At 74.3% G+C, this 16449-nt stretch carries 9 protein-coding genes; 8 read left to right on the forward strand and 1 reads right to left on the reverse strand.

Annotated features, from left to right (window positions below; genetic code table 11):
• Positions 1-72 precede the first annotated feature (72 nt).
• The 4 genes from ACFFIC_RS22685 to ACFFIC_RS22700 all read left to right on the forward strand — a co-directional run bounded on the left by ACFFIC_RS22685 (position 73) and on the right by ACFFIC_RS22700 (position 9211).
• Positions 73-4749 carry an NAD-glutamate dehydrogenase gene (locus ACFFIC_RS22685; protein ID WP_377054612.1) on the forward strand — a complete coding sequence of 1559 codons (4677 nt, stop codon included), beginning with the start codon at positions 73-75 and terminating at the stop codon, positions 4747-4749.
• 79 nt (positions 4750-4828) lie between these two features.
• On the forward strand, positions 4829-6109 hold the full coding sequence (locus ACFFIC_RS22690; RefSeq protein ID WP_377054614.1) for an MFS transporter: 1281 nt from the start codon (positions 4829-4831) through the stop codon (positions 6107-6109).
• Positions 6110-6188: 79 nt separating this feature from the next.
• A complete protein-coding gene (locus tag ACFFIC_RS22695) occupies positions 6189-7160 on the forward strand; it encodes a TAXI family TRAP transporter solute-binding subunit (protein WP_377054616.1) in 972 nt (323 codons plus the stop codon).
• The gene (locus tag ACFFIC_RS22700) at positions 7160-9211 is read left to right on the forward strand and encodes a TRAP transporter permease (protein WP_377054618.1); all 2052 of its coding nucleotides are present in this window, start codon (positions 7160-7162) and stop codon (positions 9209-9211) included. The genes ACFFIC_RS22695 and ACFFIC_RS22700 overlap by 1 nt, the downstream gene beginning before the upstream one ends.
• 302 nt (positions 9212-9513) lie before the next feature.
• On the opposite strand, the gene ACFFIC_RS22705 is transcribed toward ACFFIC_RS22700, so the two are convergent.
• Entirely contained in the window at positions 9514-12426 is a 2913-nt protein-coding gene (locus tag ACFFIC_RS22705) for an AAA family ATPase (RefSeq protein WP_377054620.1), read from the reverse strand.
• 157 nt (positions 12427-12583) lie between these two features.
• On the opposite strand from ACFFIC_RS22705, the gene ACFFIC_RS22710 reads away from it, so the two are divergent.
• From ACFFIC_RS22710 to ACFFIC_RS22725, 4 genes are read left to right on the forward strand one after another with little or no spacing between them, the layout of a single operon-like run.
• Positions 12584-14614: a S8 family serine peptidase gene (locus tag ACFFIC_RS22710; RefSeq protein WP_377054622.1), complete on the forward strand. Its 2031-nt coding sequence runs from the start codon at positions 12584-12586 to the stop codon at positions 14612-14614.
• Complete coding sequence (locus ACFFIC_RS22715) at positions 14611-15648, forward strand: radical SAM protein (RefSeq protein WP_377054624.1); 1038 nt, start codon at positions 14611-14613, stop codon at positions 15646-15648. Before ACFFIC_RS22710 ends, ACFFIC_RS22715 begins: the two co-directional genes overlap by 4 nt.
• Complete coding sequence (locus ACFFIC_RS22720; protein ID WP_377054626.1) at positions 15638-15931, forward strand: hypothetical protein; 294 nt, start codon at positions 15638-15640, stop codon at positions 15929-15931. Before ACFFIC_RS22715 ends, ACFFIC_RS22720 begins: the two co-directional genes overlap by 11 nt.
• Positions 15928-16449, forward strand: coding sequence for a hypothetical protein (locus tag ACFFIC_RS22725; RefSeq protein WP_377054628.1), 522 nt, complete (start codon positions 15928-15930; stop codon positions 16447-16449). Before ACFFIC_RS22720 ends, ACFFIC_RS22725 begins: the two co-directional genes overlap by 4 nt.

Here is a 16449-nt window from a genome sequence, read left to right on the forward strand (position 1 = left end):
TTGTCCTCGCGCTGCGCTTGCGCCGACCGGTGCGCGGGGCGACTCTTCCCTCGCCCCGGAGGAGAAGATCGCATGCCCGACGACCTGACATCCGCCCCCCACCCGTCCGGCGGCGAGGGGATGCGCGCGGCGCTGCTGGCCGATGGGGCGGCGGCGCTGATGCGGATGGCGCCTGCCCTGCCGCCGGCGGCGCAGGACCTGCTGCGGGGTCTGGGCGCCGGCCTGCCGCTGGAGGAGCTTGCCGCGGTGGCGCCGGAGGCTCTGGCGGCGGAGGCGGCCTCCTTGTTCTCGGTGGCGGCGGTGCGGAAGGCGGGCACGGTGGCGCTGCGGCTGACGCCGCCGCAGGGGAGCGGGGGCAGCGCCGGGGTGGGGGCCGTGGCGGAGGTCGCGACCGACGACATGCCCTTCCTGGTGGAAAGCGCGCTGGCCGCGCTCTCGCTCTCGGGCCGGGGGGTGCGGCGGCTGATGCACCCGATCCTGTCCGTGCGGCGGGACGCGGCGGGGCGGGTGCAGGCGATCGGCCCGGCGGCGCCGGGCGGGCCCAACGAGAGCCTGATGCGGATCGAGATCGCGGCCTCCGGCACGGGCCGGGCGGCGCCCGCGGACTGGCCGGCGGTGGAGGCGACGCTGCGCCGGGCGCTCGCGGAGGTGCGGCTCGCGGTGGGCGACTTCGCGCCCATGCTGGAGCGGCTGCGCCAGGCGGAGGTCGAGGTTTCAGGCGCGCCGGAGGGGGAGGAGGCGATCGCCTTCCTGCGCTGGCTGGCCGAGGACAACTTCGTCTTCCTCGGGCACCGCGTGCTGCGCCTGCCGCCGGGTGGCGGGCCGATTGCGATGGAGGACGGCCTCGGCCTGCTGCGCGACGAGGGCGTGCCGGTGTTCGACGCGCTGCGCGACCTTTCGGCGGTGCCCGCCCCCGTGCGGGAGGCGCTGGCCCAGCCGGTGGCGCTGGCGGTGGCCAAGGCGAACATGCGGCTGCTGGTGCACCGTCCGAGCCATGCGGACGTGATCGCGACGCGCATTCTGGCCGCCGATGGCAGGGTGGTGGGGCTGCGGCTGTTCATGGGGCTCTTCGCGGCCACGGCCTATAACCGCAACCCGCGCTCCATCCCCTGGCTGGGGCCCAAGGTGAAGCGGATCCTGGCGGCATCGGGCGCGGTGCCGGACAGCCATGACGCGCGGGCCTTCCAGTCGGTGCTGGACACCTGGCCGCGGGACGAGCTGTTCCAGGCGGAGGAGGCGGAGATCCTGGCGGGCGCGCGGCGGGCGGTGGACCTGGCGATTCGCCCGCGCCCGGCCCTGGTGCTGCGGCGCGACCCGTTCGGGCGCTTCGTGTCGGCCATCGCGTGGCTGCCGCGGGAAGGCTTCGACACGCGCCTGCGGGAGCGGGTGGGGCGGCTGCTGGCGGCGGCCTTCGGGGGGCGGCTCTCGGCCTTCTACATCGCGATCGGCGACACACCGCTGGCGCGGGTCCACTACGTGATCGGCACCGACCCCGGGGTGGCGCCCGCGCTGGACGCGGGTGCGCTGGAGGTGGCGATCGCGCGCGCCGCGCGGCGCTTCCCGGAGGCGCTGGGCGAGGCGCTGGCAGAGGCCGCGGGAGAGGCCGAGGGGGCGCGGCTGGCGGCGCGCTGGGCGGAAGCCTTCCCGGCATCCTACGCGGAGGAGATGACGGCGGCGCAGGCCGTGGCCGACCTGCGGCTGGCGGAGGCCGCGCTGGCCGCCGGGCGGCCGGTGGCGAGCGTGTCGCGCATTCCCGGCGAAGGGGCGCGGCGGCTGTCGCTGCGGCTGGCGAGCCCGGGCGGGCCGCTGCCGCTGGCCGATGCCCTGCCGCTGTTCGAGAGCCTGGACCTGCGGGCGATCGAGGAGCAGCCCTGGCGGCTCGCCCCTGCCGGGGCCGCCCCGGTGGTGCTGCATGTCTTTGCCCTGGAGGCGGGAACGGAGGCCGCGGAGGACCGCTTCGACGAGCTCCTGGACGCGCTTTCCGCGCTGCTGGAGGGGCGCGCGGAGGCCGACGGCTTCAACCGGCTGGCGCTGCGGGCCGGCATCACCTGGCGCGAGGCCTGGCTGCTGCGGGCGGTGTTCCGCTGGTGCAAGCAGGTGGGCTTCGCCTTTCCGCAGCCGGCGGTGGAGGGGGCGCTGGCCGCGGTGCCGGAGGCGGCGCGGCTTCTCGTGGCCCTGTTCAAGGCGCGCTTCGATCCGGACGCAACCGACCGCGCGGGGGAGGAGGCGCGGGCGGCCGCGGGATGGGCGGCCCTGGTGGAAGGGATCGCGGACCCGGACACGGACCGCATCCTCGCGCGGCTGCGAACCGCGCTCGATGCCGTGGTGCGCACCAACTACTTCCAGGGCAAGGACTACCTGTCGCTGAAGATCGAGAGCGCGCGCGCCGGGGAGATGCCCGACCCGCGGCCGTGGCGGGAGATCTTCGTCTCCGCCATGCACATGGAAGGGTGCCACCTGCGGGCGGGGCCCGTGGCCCGCGGGGGCATCCGCTGGAGCGACCGGCGGGAGGATTTTCGGACGGAGATCCTGGGGCTGATGAAGGCGCAGCGGCTGAAGAACGTGATCATCGTGCCGACCGGCGCGAAGGGCGGCTTCATCCTGAAGGGGAACGTGCCCGCGGCGTCCGACCGGGAAGCCTTCATGGCGGCGGGGATCGCGGCCTACCAAACCCTGATCCGCGCGATGCTGGACGTGACCGACAACTACGGCGCGGACGGCTCCGTGGTGCCGCCCGCGCGCGTGGTGCGGCGGGACGGGGACGATCCCTACATCGTGGCGGCGGCGGACAAGGGGACGGCCACCTTCTCGGACATCGCGAACGGGCTGTCGGGGGAATACGGGTTCTGGCTGGGGGACGCCTTCGCCTCCGGCGGTTCGGCGGGATACGACCACAAGGAGATGGGCATCACCGCGCGCGGCGCCTGGGTGATGATCGCGCGGCACTTCGCGGAGATGGGGCGCGACATCCAGGCGGAGCCCTTCACCTGCGCGGGTGTTGGCGACATGTCCGGCGACGTGTTCGGCAACGGGCTGCTGATCTCGCGCCAGACGCGGCTGGTCGCGGCCTTCGACCACCGGCACATCTTCATCGACCCCGATCCGGACCCGGAGGTTTCCTTCAACGAGCGGGCGCGGCTCTTCGCGCTGCCGCGGTCGTCCTGGGCGGATTACGAGGTGCGGCTGGTGAGCGAGGGGGGCGGCGTGTTCCCGCGCAACGCGCGGTTTATCCCGCTTTCCCCCCAGGCGCGGGCGCTGCTGGGGATCGAGGAAGAGCGCGCGGAGCCCGCGGCCGTGATGCGCGCGATCCTCAGGGCCGAGGTGGACCTGCTCTACTTCGGCGGCATCGGGACCTATGTGAAGGCGGCCACGGAGAGCCAGGCGGAGGCCGGCGACCGCGCGAACGACGCGCTGCGGATCGACGGCGGGGAGGTGCGCGCGCGCGTTCTCGGCGAGGGCGCCAACCTCGCGGTGACGCAGGCCGGGCGCATCGAGGCGGCGCGCGCGGGCGTCGCGCTCGACACGGATGCGCTCGACAACTCCGCGGGGGTCAGCACCTCGGACCACGAGGTGAACATCAAGATCCTGCTGGCCGAGGCCGAGCGGGGCGGCGCCATCACGCGCCGGCAGCGCGACGACCTGCTGGAATCCATGACGGAGGAGGTGGCGGCGCTGGTGCTGGCGGACAACGCCGCGCAGTTCGGCGCGCTGTCGCTGGAGCAGGCGGCGGGGGCGGAGGCGCTGCCGGCGCAGGCGGCGCTGATGGTGCGGCTGGAAGGCGTGGGGCTGCTGGACCGCGCCGTGCTCGGCCTCCCCTCGGCCGCCAGGATGGCGGAGCGGATCGGGGCGGGGGACGCGCTGACGCGCCCCGAGATCGCCGCGCTGCTGCCCGTGGCCAAGCTGTGGCTGGCGGATGCGGTGGAGGAAGGCGCCCTGCCGGACGACCCGGCGCTGCTGCCCCTGCTCCGGGGGTATTTTCCGCACCCGTTGCAGGAGCGCTTTCCGGGGCTGATCGCAGGGCATCGGCTGCGCCGGAACCTGGTCGCGACCATGCTGGCCAATGCGGCGGCCAACCGGCTGGGGCCCGCCGGGGTGTCGCGGCTGGCGGCGGAGGGGGACGGGGCCTCGGTGGCGCGCGCGGCCTGGCTGGCGGACCGGCTGTTCGGGATCGGGGCGGCCGAGGATTCGCTGGAGGCGGCCCCCCTTCCCCCCGATGCCAGGCGCGCGGCCCTTCTGGTGCTGCGGCGCCTGCACGAGGATGCCGCACGGGCGCTGCTGGGCGACGCGACGCCCCTGGCCGAGGCGGAGCGGCTGCTGCGGCCCGGGGTGGAGGCGCTGATCGCCGCCGTGCCGGTGCCGCGCGACACCGTGCTGCCGGAGGCGGCCGCGCGGCTGGTGGCGGGGGCGGGATCGCTGTCCGCCGCGATCGGGATCGTGCGGCTGGCGGCTGGGACTGAGGTGTCGCCGGAGCGGGCGGCGGCGGCCTGGGATGCCGCCGGGCGGGAGTTCGGGCTGGAGGCGCTGCGGAGCGCGGCGCAGGCCGCACCGGCGCCCGGCGCCTTCGGGCCCAGGGCACGGGCGGCGCTGCTGGAGGATCTGGCGGCCTTGCAGACCCGGCTGGCGCGCGCCGCGCTGGCCGGGCAACCCGTGACGCCGCCGGTGGATGCGGTGCGGCTGGCGCGGGAGGCGGCGGGGCTGGGCGAGCTTTCGGCCGTCTCGGTGGCGCTGCGCGCGCTGGCGCGGGCGTGACCCCGGCCCGGCCGGCGCGCGGCGGTTCCGGGGAAGAGGAGGGGCCGGGTGAACACTCCTTCTCCCCTGCCTTTCCTTCGTGACCCCGCGCGAATTCGCCTGGTCGCTTTACGACTGGGCCAACAGCGCCTTTCCGACGGTGGTGACCACCTTCGTGGTCGCCACCTGGTTCGCGCAGGCGGTCGCGCCCGATCCCGCGTCCGGCCAGGCGATGTGGGGGTGGATGCAGACGGCGGCGGGGCTGGCGATCGCCGTGCTGTCGCCGGTTCTGGGGGCGGTGGCGGATGCCGGCGGGCGGCGGCGGCTGATGCTGGCGCTGTGCACGGTGGCGACCGCCGTTTCCACCGCCGCGATCTGGTTCGCGCGGCCCGAGGCCTCCTCGGTTCTCTATGTGTTGGGCTGCGTGGGGCTGGCCACGGTGTTCTTCGAGGTGGGCACGGTTTTCTACAACGCGATGCTGCCCGATGTGGCCTCGCCCGCGCGCATCGGGCGGGTTTCGGGGCTGGCCTGGGGGCTGGGCTATGCCGGGGGGCTCACCTGCCTCGTTCTGTGCCTGTTCGTGCTGATCCGGCCCGATCCGGCGCCTTTTGGACTGGACAAGGCAGCGGGCGAGACGATCCGGGCGGCGGCGGTTTTCGTCGGGGGCTGGCTGCTGGTGTTCGGCTGGCCCGTGATCGCGGCGCTGCCCGATCCGCCGGGGGCGAAGCCTGGCTGGGCAAAGGCGGCGCGGGCTGGCCTGGAGGAATTGGGCGGGGTGCTGCGGGGATTGCCGGGGCGGCCGGCCATGCTGCGGTTCCTTGTCGCGCGGCTGTTCTACACGGACGGGCTGAACACGCTGTTCGCCTTCGGGGCGATCTTTGCCGCCGGGGTGCACGGGCTGGGCTTCCAGGAGGTGCTGCTTCTCGGGATCGCCATGAACGTCTCGGCGGGGATCGGGGCGGCGCTGGGCGGGCTGGTCGAGGACCGCCTGGGATCGAAGCGGACGGTGCTGGTGTCCCTGGCGGCGCTGGTGACGATCGGCTGCGCGCTGGTGGTGGTGGGGAGCACGGCGGTGTTCTGGGGGCTGGCGATGGTGCTGGGGCTGTTCTTCGGGCCGGCCCAGGCGGCGTCGCGCACGCTGATGGCGCGCATGGCGCCGGATGGGGAGATGGCCGCGCATTTCGGGTTGTTCGCGCTGTCCGGCCGGATCACCGGGTTCCTGGGGCCGGCGGTGCTGGCGGCGGTGACGCAGTGGAGCGGGAGCCAGCGGCTGGGCATGGCGACGACGGCCGGGTTCATGGCGCTGGGGGCGGTGCTGCTGCTGGGTGTCCGGCAGGGCAAGGTAGGCCAGGCTGAGGGCGGGGCCGTGACGGGGGCGTGAGGCCGGGCCGCGGCCCTTCCGCCGGTTCGGAAGCGCGGTCTATGCTGCCGCCAGGAAAACGATCCAAGGAGTTCGGGCGATGGGAAACATCCCGCGTCGAGGCATTCTCGCCACCGCCGCCGTGCTGGCGGCGCCACGGCTGGTTTCCGCGCAGGCGCAGCAGCTGGCGATCGCGACGGGCACCACGGGGGGTGTCTACTACCCGCTGGGCGGCGCGCTCGCGAACCTGATCTCCCGCCAGATCCCGGGCATGTCGGCCACCGTGGAGGTGACGGGCGGGTCGGTCGGCAACCTCCAGCTCCTGGGCGCCGGGCGGGTGGGGCTGATCTTCACCCAGGTGGATGCGGCGGTGGACGCGATCCGCGGCAACGACCGCTTCCGCGGGCGCCCGGTGCCGGCGCGGGCGATCGCGGTGATCTACACCAACCGCATGCAGGCCGTGACGGTGGCGAGCACCGGCATCAAGTCGATCCCCGACATGAAGGGCAAGCGCGTCTCGACGGGCGCGCCGGGCTCGGCCACCGAGGTGATGGCGCTGCGGCTGATCGAGGCGGCGGGGCTCGACCCCGCGAAGGACTTCCGCGCGCGGGAGCGGCTGTCGCCGGCCGAATCCACCAATGCGGTGAAGGACGGGAAGCTCGACGCGTATTTCTTCGTCTCGGGCATTCCGACGAGCGCGATCACCGACCTGGGCGCCAGCCCGGGCGTGCAGATCCAGATGATCGACCACGACCAGTACACGGCGAAGATCGTGGAGAAGCACGGCCCCGTTTACTTCAACGAGGTGATTCCGGCGGGCACCTATCCCGGGCAGGCCACCGACAACAAGCAGATGTCGGTGGCCAATGTCCTGGCCGTGCGCGAGGACATGCCGCCCGAGATGGTGACGAGCCTGATCAAGCTGACCTGGGAGGGGCGCGAGGACCTGGCGCGCACCCATGCGGAGGCGCGCAACTTCAAGCTGGAAGGGCAGAAGACGGCGGCGGCCGGCATCCCCTGGCACCCGGCGGCCGAGGCCTATTGGCGCTCGGTCGGCGCGTCGCTCGCCTGATGCGCCGCGAGGAGGTGGCGGTTCCGTCCGACGGACCGGCCGGGGCGGCGCCAGGGTTGGGCGCGGGGCTGCCCTTCGAGGTGGCGCCGGGATCGCTGGACGCCGCCACCACCGCGCGGGTCGAGGCGCTGATCGAGGAGGAGGAAGGGGCGCAGCATCGCTTCCGGGGCGTGTTGGCCTGGATCGGCACGGCGCTGGCGCTGGCGATGAGCCTGTTCCATCTCTGGGCCGCCTGGGACATCGTGCCGACCACCACGCTGCGCTTCGCGCATGTGGGCTTCGCGCTGGCGATCGGGTTCTTCCTGTTCCCGGTCTCGAAGCGGTTCCGCCACCGGTTCATGGCTTGGGATGCCGTGCTGATCGCGGTGTCGCTCTACGTCATCTGGTATCTCGTCTCCGGCGGGGACGACCTGCAGGACCGGGTGATCTTTCCGGAGCCGATGGACCTCGTGGTGGGCTGGCTGCTGGTGGGGCTGGTGCTGGAGGTGACGCGGCGCACCACGGGGCCGGTGATGCCGGTGGTGGCCATCGCCTTCATCGCCTATGCCTTCTTCGGCAACCTGCTTCCCTCGCCCTGGACGCACCGGGGCTATGATTCCGAGCGGCTGATTCCGCATCTCGCGGTGGGGCTCGACGGCATCTTCGGCACGGCGGTGGACGTGTCGGCGACGCTGATCATCCTGTTCACCATTTACGGCGCGATCCTGCAGCTGAGCGGCGCGGGGAAGTTCTTCGTGGACTTCTCCTTCTCCGTCATGGGGGGCAAGGCGTCCTCCGCGGGGCGGACGGTGGTGCTGTCGTCCTTTCTGCTGGGTGGGCCCTCGGGCTCGGGCGTCGCGACCACGGTGACGCTCGGCACCGTCGCGTGGCCGATGATGAAGAAGGTGGGGTACAAGGCCTCGGATGCCGGCGGGCTGCTGGCGGCGGGGGGGCTTGGCGCGATCATCTCGCCGCCCGTGCTGGGTGCGGCGGCCTTCCTGATCTCCGAATATCTCAAGATCGGCTATCTCGACGTGCTGCGCATGGCGATCGTGCCCACCTGTCTCTACTACGCCTCGCTGCTGTTCATGGTGGAGCTGGACCAGCGGCGGCTCGGCGCGGCCGGCAAGGTGGTGGAGGTGCCCTCCGCCACGCCGGCCCGGGAGCTGGTGAAGAAGTACGGGTTCCACTTCTCCTCCCTCCTCGCGATCATCGTGTTCATGGTGCTCGGCTACAGCTCCACGCTCGCGGTGCTCTACGCGATGGTTGTGGCTGTGGTGCTGTCCTTCCTCCGGCGGGACACGGCGCTGGTGCCGAGGAAGCTGGTGGAGGCGCTGGCGATCGGTGCGATCCAGTCTGTGGGCATCGCGGCCACCTGCGCCTGCGCGGGGATCATCGTGGGCGTGATCACGCTGACGGGGCTCGGGCTGAAGTTCTCGGACATCGCGATCCAGGCGGCGAACGGATCGATCCTGGGCACGGCGCTGTTCACGGGGCTGATCGTCTGGATCATCGGCCTCGCGGTGCCCGTGACGGCCAGCTACATCATCTGCGCGGTGGTCGCGGCGCCAGCGCTGATGAAGCTCGGCGTGCCCGACTACGCCGCGCACATGTTCGTCTTCTACTACGCCGTGCTGAGCGAGGTTTCGCCGCCCACCGCGCTGTCGCCCTTCGCGGCCGCCGCGATCACCGGGGCCGGGCCCTACTCCACGACCCTGCAGGCCTGGAAATACACGCTTCCGGCCTTTGTGCTGCCCTTCGTCTTCGTGACCGACCCGGAGGGCGTGGGGCTGCTGCTTTCCCTCACGCCGAGCATGACCTGGCTGGATGTCGCCTGGCAGATCCTGCTGGCGACGCTGGGCCTCGCGGCGCTGGCGGCGGCCTGCCAGGGCTTCTTCCTGCGCGCCCTGAATGGCCTGGAAAGGGCGGGCTTCACGCTGGCGGGGCTGCTGCTGGTGTTCCCGGCGCTGCTGGAGGGGCTCGCGCCCTGGCTGCCCGCGCCGCACTGGATCGGCATGGCGCTGGCGGCGGGGTTGCTGGTGCTGCAAGGGCGGACGCGGGCCGTGGCCTGAGGCAGGCCCCTGGCTCGGCGGCGCTTGTGACCCCAGGGAAAAGGAGGAAGGAATTCTTCCTTTCCCCGGGCCCCTCTCCATCGTCTTCTTTTCCGGGTTGGGGACCCCGGCGGATGGTGCGCCTCGGCGACTGCAAGGGCAGGAAAGGCGGCCAGGAACGGCCCCCCGATCGCCACGTCCGCGCGAGCCGGACAAGGCTCCGGGGGCCTCGGGCCCTGGCGGGATTCAGGGCACTGCCTTGAACGTCCGGAGCGGGACGAACGCCGGGCCTTCGTCCGGAGGGCAGCGCCCTTCCCGGAAGATCAGAGCCCCCGTCCGCGCCGAATAGCCTCGACCAGTTCGGCGGAGAAGGCGATGCCGTCGGCGCTTCCTCGCGCGGCCTCGTCCAGCAGCGCGGCGGCCTCCTGCGCACCGGGCGGCAGCACCTGGGCGAGCAGGGCGAGCGCGTAGGGGCGCAGCAGGCCGGCGCCCATGGCGGTGTAGGCATCGAGGCCGCGGCGGAGCAGGGCCTGGCCCTCGGCCGCCTCCCCGGCGCGGGCGCGGGCCCAGCCCTCGATGATGGCGGCCCAGGCGGACCAGTAGGCGAAGTCCTGCGCGGCGGAGAGGGCGGCGAGTTCGCCCGCCGCGGCCAGGGCTTCCGCCGGCTGTCCGGCGAAGGCGTGCAGGGCGGCGCGGAAGGCCAGCGCGAAGCAGAGGCTGTGCGCGTGGCCCAGTTCGCGCGCCGCGGCGACGGCTTCCGCATCGGCGGCGAAGGCGGCCTTCGCGTCGCCCTGGAACCAGTGCACCCATGCGAGGTGGGCACGCGCCAGCACGGCGGGGTCGGAGCCGTAGTCGAAGCGGTGCGGCTCGTCCCGCGTGGGATCATAAAGGGCGAGCACGCGCTCCAGGTGGTGCCGCGCCTCCGCGTGGCGGCCGAGATAAAGCAGGCCGAGGCCGAAGGGGCGGTGGGCCTGGAGCAGCACCGCGCCGTCCCCCTCCCCTTCCATCAGGGCCATGATGCGCTCGCCGATGGCGTGGCCCTCGCGCACGGCGCCGCGCACGAGGTGGAAGGTCTGCAGGCCGCGCAGCGTGCGCAGCAGCAGCGCGCGGTCGTCCAGGCGAAGGGCCGCGGCATGGGCGGAGGCGAAGGCCTCGCCCACCTCCGGGGCGGCATTGCCGCGCGTCAGGGTGAGCTGGGCGGCCAGCGCCACCTGCAGGCGCGCCTGCACGCCGTCCCGCAGCGGTTCCACCAGGTTGGGGAGCTGCGCGAGCGCGGCGCGGAGGTGTTTCGCCGCCTCCCCATGGGCGCCGGCGCGGGCGGCGCGGGCGGCGGCCTGCTCATAGGTGGCGATGGCCTCGGCCGCGGCGCCGCCGGCGGCGAGGTGGCCGGCGAGGAGTTCGGGGCGGGCCGCCACCATCTCGGCGAAGCGCGCCGGCAGCAGGCGAGCCAGGGCCAGGTGCAGGCTGGCGCGGCGGCGACGCAGCAGGGTGTCGTAGGCCATGTCGCGCATGAGCTGGTGGCGGAAGGCGTAGCCGGTGGGCGCGTCGGGCGGGCCCTCGGGCTCCATCAGCCCGGCCTCCACCAGGCGGCGGAGCGGGCGGCGGGAGGCGGGCAGGCCGACGGCCTCGGCCAGGGCCTCGATCACGTCGCCCCGGAAGGAGCGGCCGATCACGGCGGCGAGCTGCGCCAGCGGCTTGGCGTCCGGCAGGGCGTCCAGCCGGGCGGTGAGGCCGGCGCGCAGGCTGAGGGGAAGGACGGTGTCGGCCTGGGCGTCGCGCGCGGCCTCCACCAGGAAGATCGGCACGCCGCCGGCACGCGCGATGATGCCGTCCAGCCGTGCCGGGTCGGCGCCCTCCGGCGCGGCGGCGGCGGCGAGGCGGCGGGCCTCCTCCTCCCCCAGCGGCGCCAGGCGCAGCGTGAGCGGTGCCGGGCCCGGCAGGGCGTGGCCCTCGCGCCTGCGGGTCATCAGCAGCAGGGTGGCGGCGTCGGGCGCCTGGGCGGCGTCGGCCAGGGCGCGCAGCACGGCCAGCGTGCTGTCATCGGCCCAGTGGATGTCCTCGGCGATGAAGAGGGGGGTGGGGCCGGTGGCGGCGGCATGCAGGGCCGCGAGAAAGGCCGCCATGTTCCGGCGGCGGCGGCGGCGGCCGCTGCTCTCCATCTCCGCGGCCTCCGCCGGGGTGGCGCAGTCCAGCAGCACGGCCAGGGGCGCGGCATGGCCGCTCCCGGCCAGGCCGTGGCGGGCCAGCCAGTCCAGCAGGGCGGCGCGCGCCTGGGCGGAGGCGGCCCGGGGGGGGATCCCGGCGGCATTGCTCAGCCAGGCGATCAGCGGGCGGAAGGCGCTGGCCTCGTCGCCGGCGTTGCAGGCGATCAGCACGGCGGCGTCGCCCATCACCCCCAGGCGGGCCCGGAACTCGTCCACCAGGCGGCTCTTGCCGTGGCCGGGCTCGGCCTCGATCACCAGGGCCGTGCCGGCGCCGGCGCCGGCGTCACGCCAGGCGGAGAACAGGCCGCGCAGCTCGTTCTCGCGGCCCACCAGGGGCAGGCTGGGGGGCAGCAGGCCGGGGGGCACCACACCCTCCACCCGATGGGCCGGAACGGGGCGCGGCAGGCCGGCGAGGGCGATCTCCCCCTGGGCGGCGAAGCGGAAGCGGCGGGGGGCGAGGCGGCGCGTGGCCTCGCTGCACCAGACCTCGCCCGGGGCGGCGGCGTGCTGCAGGCGGGCGGCGATGGTGGTCGCCTCCCCCACCATGGCGCCGGGCTCGGCGGCCAGGCCGTGGCCGAGGGTGGCCACCACCACGATGCCGCTGTGCACGGCGACCCGCACGCGCAGGGGATGGCCGAGGCGGGCGCGGAGGTCCTCCACCGCCGCCGCCAGGTCCAGCCCCGCGCGCAGCGCGCGGGCCGCGTCGTCCTCGCGCGCGACAGGGAAGCCGAAGCGGGCGAGCAGGCCGTCGCCCTGGTGCTGGGCGAGGCTGCCGCCCTGGGCGGCGACGGCCGCGCCCGCGGCTTCCCGGTAGGCGAGAAGGAGGTCGCGGAAGTCCTCCGGGTCCAGGCGGGCGGCGAGCTCGCTGGAGCCCACGAGGTCGGCGAAAAGGACGGAGATGGGGCGGCGCTCGCCCGCGCCGGTGTCGGGGGCCTCGGCTTCCGGGCGGAGGCGCTCGCCGCAGGCGCCGCAGAAGCGCATCCCGCGGGGATTGCCGAAGCCGCAGGCGTTGCAGAGGACGGCGGGCGGCACGGGACTCAGGAACGGACCTCGCAGCGTCTTCGGTGGGCCGCGCCCTGCCGGAGATGGGGCGGCTGGTGAGGAAAGTTACTGCAAGTGCATCTCGGGCGCGGTTAGCATCGGACTGTCAAGGGGAGGCGGAAACCTGTTCGAGCGCGGACTCCCCGACGTGGACCGGTGGCCGACCACCCTGGACCCTGTTCTGCGCGCCGCGGCCTATGCGCTGGCGCTGAACCCGCAGCAGACGGAGTTCGGCGTGCTGGCCCGCATCCCGGACGGCCAGGCGATCCAGGCGCGGCCCGGCATCCGCTTCGGCCACGCGGTGCTGGAGGCGGACGGCACGGTGCTGCCGCCCAGGGAAGGCCCGCCCCGCGCGGACGGGGCGCTGTTCGCCACGCTGCGGATCGACCTGCTCGGGGCCGCTGGGGCGGAGGCGGGCGAAAGGGAGGTGAACGGGGACCTCCTCATGCGGGACCTTCTCACCAAGCTGCAGGAGCTGGAGGCGGAGGGCTGGAACATGCAGGTCCAGCGCCTGGCCGGCAGCCCCTTCTCCGCCACGATGGAGGCGCTGCACGCGCGGCCGGCGGACCTGGAGGGCCTGGGGCTCGGCGCGCCGGACGGGACGGGCGTGCTGGTGGGGGCGGTGGATTTCGGCTGCGCCTTCGCCCACCCGGCCTTCCGCCTGGGCGCGGACGGGCTGGGGGGCACGCGGCTGCGGATGCTGTGGGACCAGAACGGCCGCGCCGCGCCGGGGGCGAGCCTGCCCGGGCGCTTCTACGCGCCGGCCGAGATCGACGCGCTGCTGGCCAGGCCCGATCCCTATGCCGCCGGAGGCTACGTGCCCTGGGAGAACGGCTACGTGGTGGAGGACACGGGGGCCGTGCACGTGCGGATGTCCGAGACGGACCGGCGCGCGCAGGTGCACGGCACGCATGTGCTGTCGGTGGCGGCCGGGCGGCGGCCGGCGGAGGGGGCCTGGGCGAGGCCGGTGGTGGCGGGCGTGGCCCCCGCGGCCGCGTTGGGCTTCGTGCACCTGCGCCCGCGCGCGCTGGTGTCCGAGGGCGATGCGGTGGACGTGCTGGACGGCGTTTGCGCGCTGTTCGACCTGGCGGCGCGCGGGGGCATGCCGGCGGTGGTCAACCTCAGCATCGGCGCCAACACGGGCGCGCATGACGGGCAGGGGCTGATGGAGCGGGCCTTTGACGCGCTTCTTCAGGCGCCCGGGCGCGCGATCACGGTGGCCGCCGGCAACGCGCGCGACAAGGGGCTGCACCGGTCCGCCGAGGTGGGAAGGCCGCTGACGCTGGGCTGGCGGTTCCAGGCCGGGGACAGCACCGTGAACATGCTGCGCGTTTACGCGCCCATGCAGGAAGGCATGCCGGCGCTGGAGCTTTCGCTGGGCTGGCCGGGCAGCATGACGGCGGAGGAGGTGGCGGCGGGCGGGATGGAGGACGCGATGGATCGTCCCGGCCCGCTCCGGCGCATCGGCGGGCAGGCGGCGGTGATCCTGCGGCCCGAGGTGGGCACGGGGCTGATCGGCACCGCGGTCGCCACCACCCTGCCTCCGGGCACCGAGGCCCCGGTGCAGCACTTCGAGATCCGGCTCAGGCCCTCGGGCGCGGAGGAAACCTGGTGGGTGACGCTGGGGCTGCTGCCGGGCGGGGCGGCGGCGCGCTGGGGCTTCGACGCCTGGATCGAGCGCGACGACCTCAGGCCCAACAGCGGGTCGCGTTTCGCGCCGCCGCAGGAGCCGAACGGGGCGGGCTGCTCGCTCGGGTCGCTCGCCTGCGCGGAGGGGCCGATCTGCGTGGGCGCCTATGCGCTGCCGGGCGGGAAGGCGGCGTCCTTCAGCTCCTGCGGGCGGACGCGGAGCGGGGGGGAGAAGCCGGATCTGGCCGCGCCCGGGATCGGGGTGCCCGGCGCCTCCGGGCTGGGGGGGTTGCGCGACGCGGACGGGCTCACGCAGCGGGCGAGCGTCGCGATGGACGGCACCAGCGCCGCGGCGCCGCAGGTCGCGGGGATCGTGGCGCTGATGCTGCAACTGCGGCCGCGCCTTTCCGCCGCGCGCATCCGCGAGATCCTTTGCGCCACCACGGCGGAACGGCAGGCCGATCCTGGCGCGGCCTGGGACCATGCGCTGGGGCACGGGCGGGTGGATGCGAGGGCGGCGCTGGCGATGGTCATGGGAGAGCCGGAATGAGCGGGGCGGCGGACCTTGTCGGCGGCTCCCCGCCGCTGCACCGGCCTATGAAGGTGACGATCGGCTTCACGCAGTCCTGCAACCTCGATTGCCGCGTCTGCTACGCCGACTGCACGCGCGAGCCCTCCCCGCGCGAGCTGGACGGGGCGACCTGGATCGGGCTGCTCGACCAGTTCTTCGAGGCGGGCGTGATCTCGGTGATGATCGAGGGCGGCGAGCCGCTGCACCGGCCGGAGGTGCTGGAGGTGATCGCCCATGCGGCGCCGCGCGCGATGACGCGGCTGCGCACCAACGCGACGCTCGTGGACGACGCGATGGCCGCGCGGCTGAAGCGCATCGGGCTGGGCGACGCCATGGTGGACCTGCTGGGCGCCACCGCCGCGACGCATGACGCGCTGACGGGCGTGGCGGGCAGCTTCGCGCGCAGCATCGCGGGCATCCGTGCCCTGCGCCGTGCCGGGTTGCCCGTGACGGTGCTGGTGATCATGAACCGGCTGAACCACGGGGAATTGCAGCCGCTGCTGGAGCTGGCCCATGCCGAGGGCGCGGAGGCGGTGGGCGTGCTGCGCCCCTATCCGCTGGGGCGCATGCGGCGGGACTGGGCCGAGCTGTCGCTCTCGCTGGATGCGATGATGGCGGCGATCGCGGCGCTCGCGCCGCCCGCGGGGCTGCGGCTGATGCAGTCCTGGCACCCGAACGACGCGAACTGCTGCTGGCAGATGGCGGCGGTGAACGCCTATGGACGCTCCATCGGCTGCATGTACCTGCGCGAATACGTGGACTACGGCGACGTCACCACGATGCCCTTTCTCCAGACCTGGGAGGACCCGCTCTACCGCCGCCTGCGGGAAGGCAAGGTGGAGGCGAGCTGCGGCGGATGCGCCTCCACGCAGGGCACGCACGGCGGATGCCGCTCCACCGCCTTCGCCTTTCACGGAAGGTGGGAGGCGCCCGATCCCTTCGATGCCGGGCTGAATGGGGGCGTGGACCTGCGGGTGCTGCCGGACGCCGGGGGAACGCCCGGTGCGGCATGAGCGCGCGCCCGGCCTGCGGCTTCGCCCGGTGCCGGAGCTGGGGGCCTGCCTGGCCTATACGCCGGCCGCCCCGCGGCTGCACCAGTTGAACGCCACCGCCTGGCTGATCCTGGAGCTGGTGGACGGGCGCGACGACGCGGCGCTGCTGGCGGCCTTCGCCACGCGCACGGCGCCCGCGCTGTCCGCCGGCGCCGCGCGCGGCGTGCTGGAGGATGGGCTGGCGGGGCTGCGCGCGTCCGGCCTGCTGCGTTGCGTTCCACCCCAGGGGGAGACTTCCGCATGAGCGACCCGATCGATCCCGCCGGCGCGGCGGAGGCGCTGCTGCGCGCGCAGGGACATGTTCCGCCGGCCAGCGCGGTGCCGCTGGTGTCCGTGGTCCGCAGCGGGGAGCAGTTCCTGATCCTGCCGCCGCCCGCGGCGGGGGTGGCCGCCGGCCAGCCGGCGGGGACGCTGAACCGCATGCTGCTGGAATGGGGCTACGAAGTGCCGCGGGAGCACTACGCCAGGTTCCTGGACTTCCTGCGCGACAATCACGCGACGCTGAGCGATTCGCCGCCCGGCGCGCCACGCTATCTCGGCACCTTCACGGTGTTCCAGCAGAGCGAGCGCAGCCTCGGCAGCTTCCGCACGCTGTGGGACTTCCAGCAGCTCTCCCAGATGGAGGAGATGAGCGCGAAGGTGGCCGATGCCGCCGATCCCTGGGGGCAGGCGGTGAAGGAGCTGATGGGCTTCCGCGATCCCGACTACACGGCGGGCCGCAGCCAGGTGATCCTGCAGCTCGCGGCCGCGACGATCCTGTGA

This window comes from Muricoccus vinaceus (assembly GCF_042433125.1).
In the GTDB taxonomy this organism is placed as follows: domain Bacteria; phylum Pseudomonadota; class Alphaproteobacteria; order Acetobacterales; family Acetobacteraceae; genus Roseomonas; species Roseomonas vinacea.

Excerpts from the sequence above, each read along its gene's own strand:
- ACFFIC_RS22725 (WP_377054628.1), top strand. The coding sequence starts at position 15,928 with ATGAGCGACCCGATCGATCCCGCCGGCGCGGCGGAGGCGCTGCTGCGC.
- ACFFIC_RS22685 (WP_377054612.1), top strand. The coding sequence starts at position 73 with ATGCCCGACGACCTGACATCCGCCCCCCACCCGTCCGGCGGCGAGGGG.
- ACFFIC_RS22695 (WP_377054616.1), top strand. The coding sequence starts at position 6,189 with ATGGGAAACATCCCGCGTCGAGGCATTCTCGCCACCGCCGCCGTGCTG.
- ACFFIC_RS22715 (WP_377054624.1), top strand. The coding sequence starts at position 14,611 with ATGAGCGGGGCGGCGGACCTTGTCGGCGGCTCCCCGCCGCTGCACCGG.
- ACFFIC_RS22700 (WP_377054618.1), top strand. The coding sequence starts at position 7,160 with ATGCGCCGCGAGGAGGTGGCGGTTCCGTCCGACGGACCGGCCGGGGCG.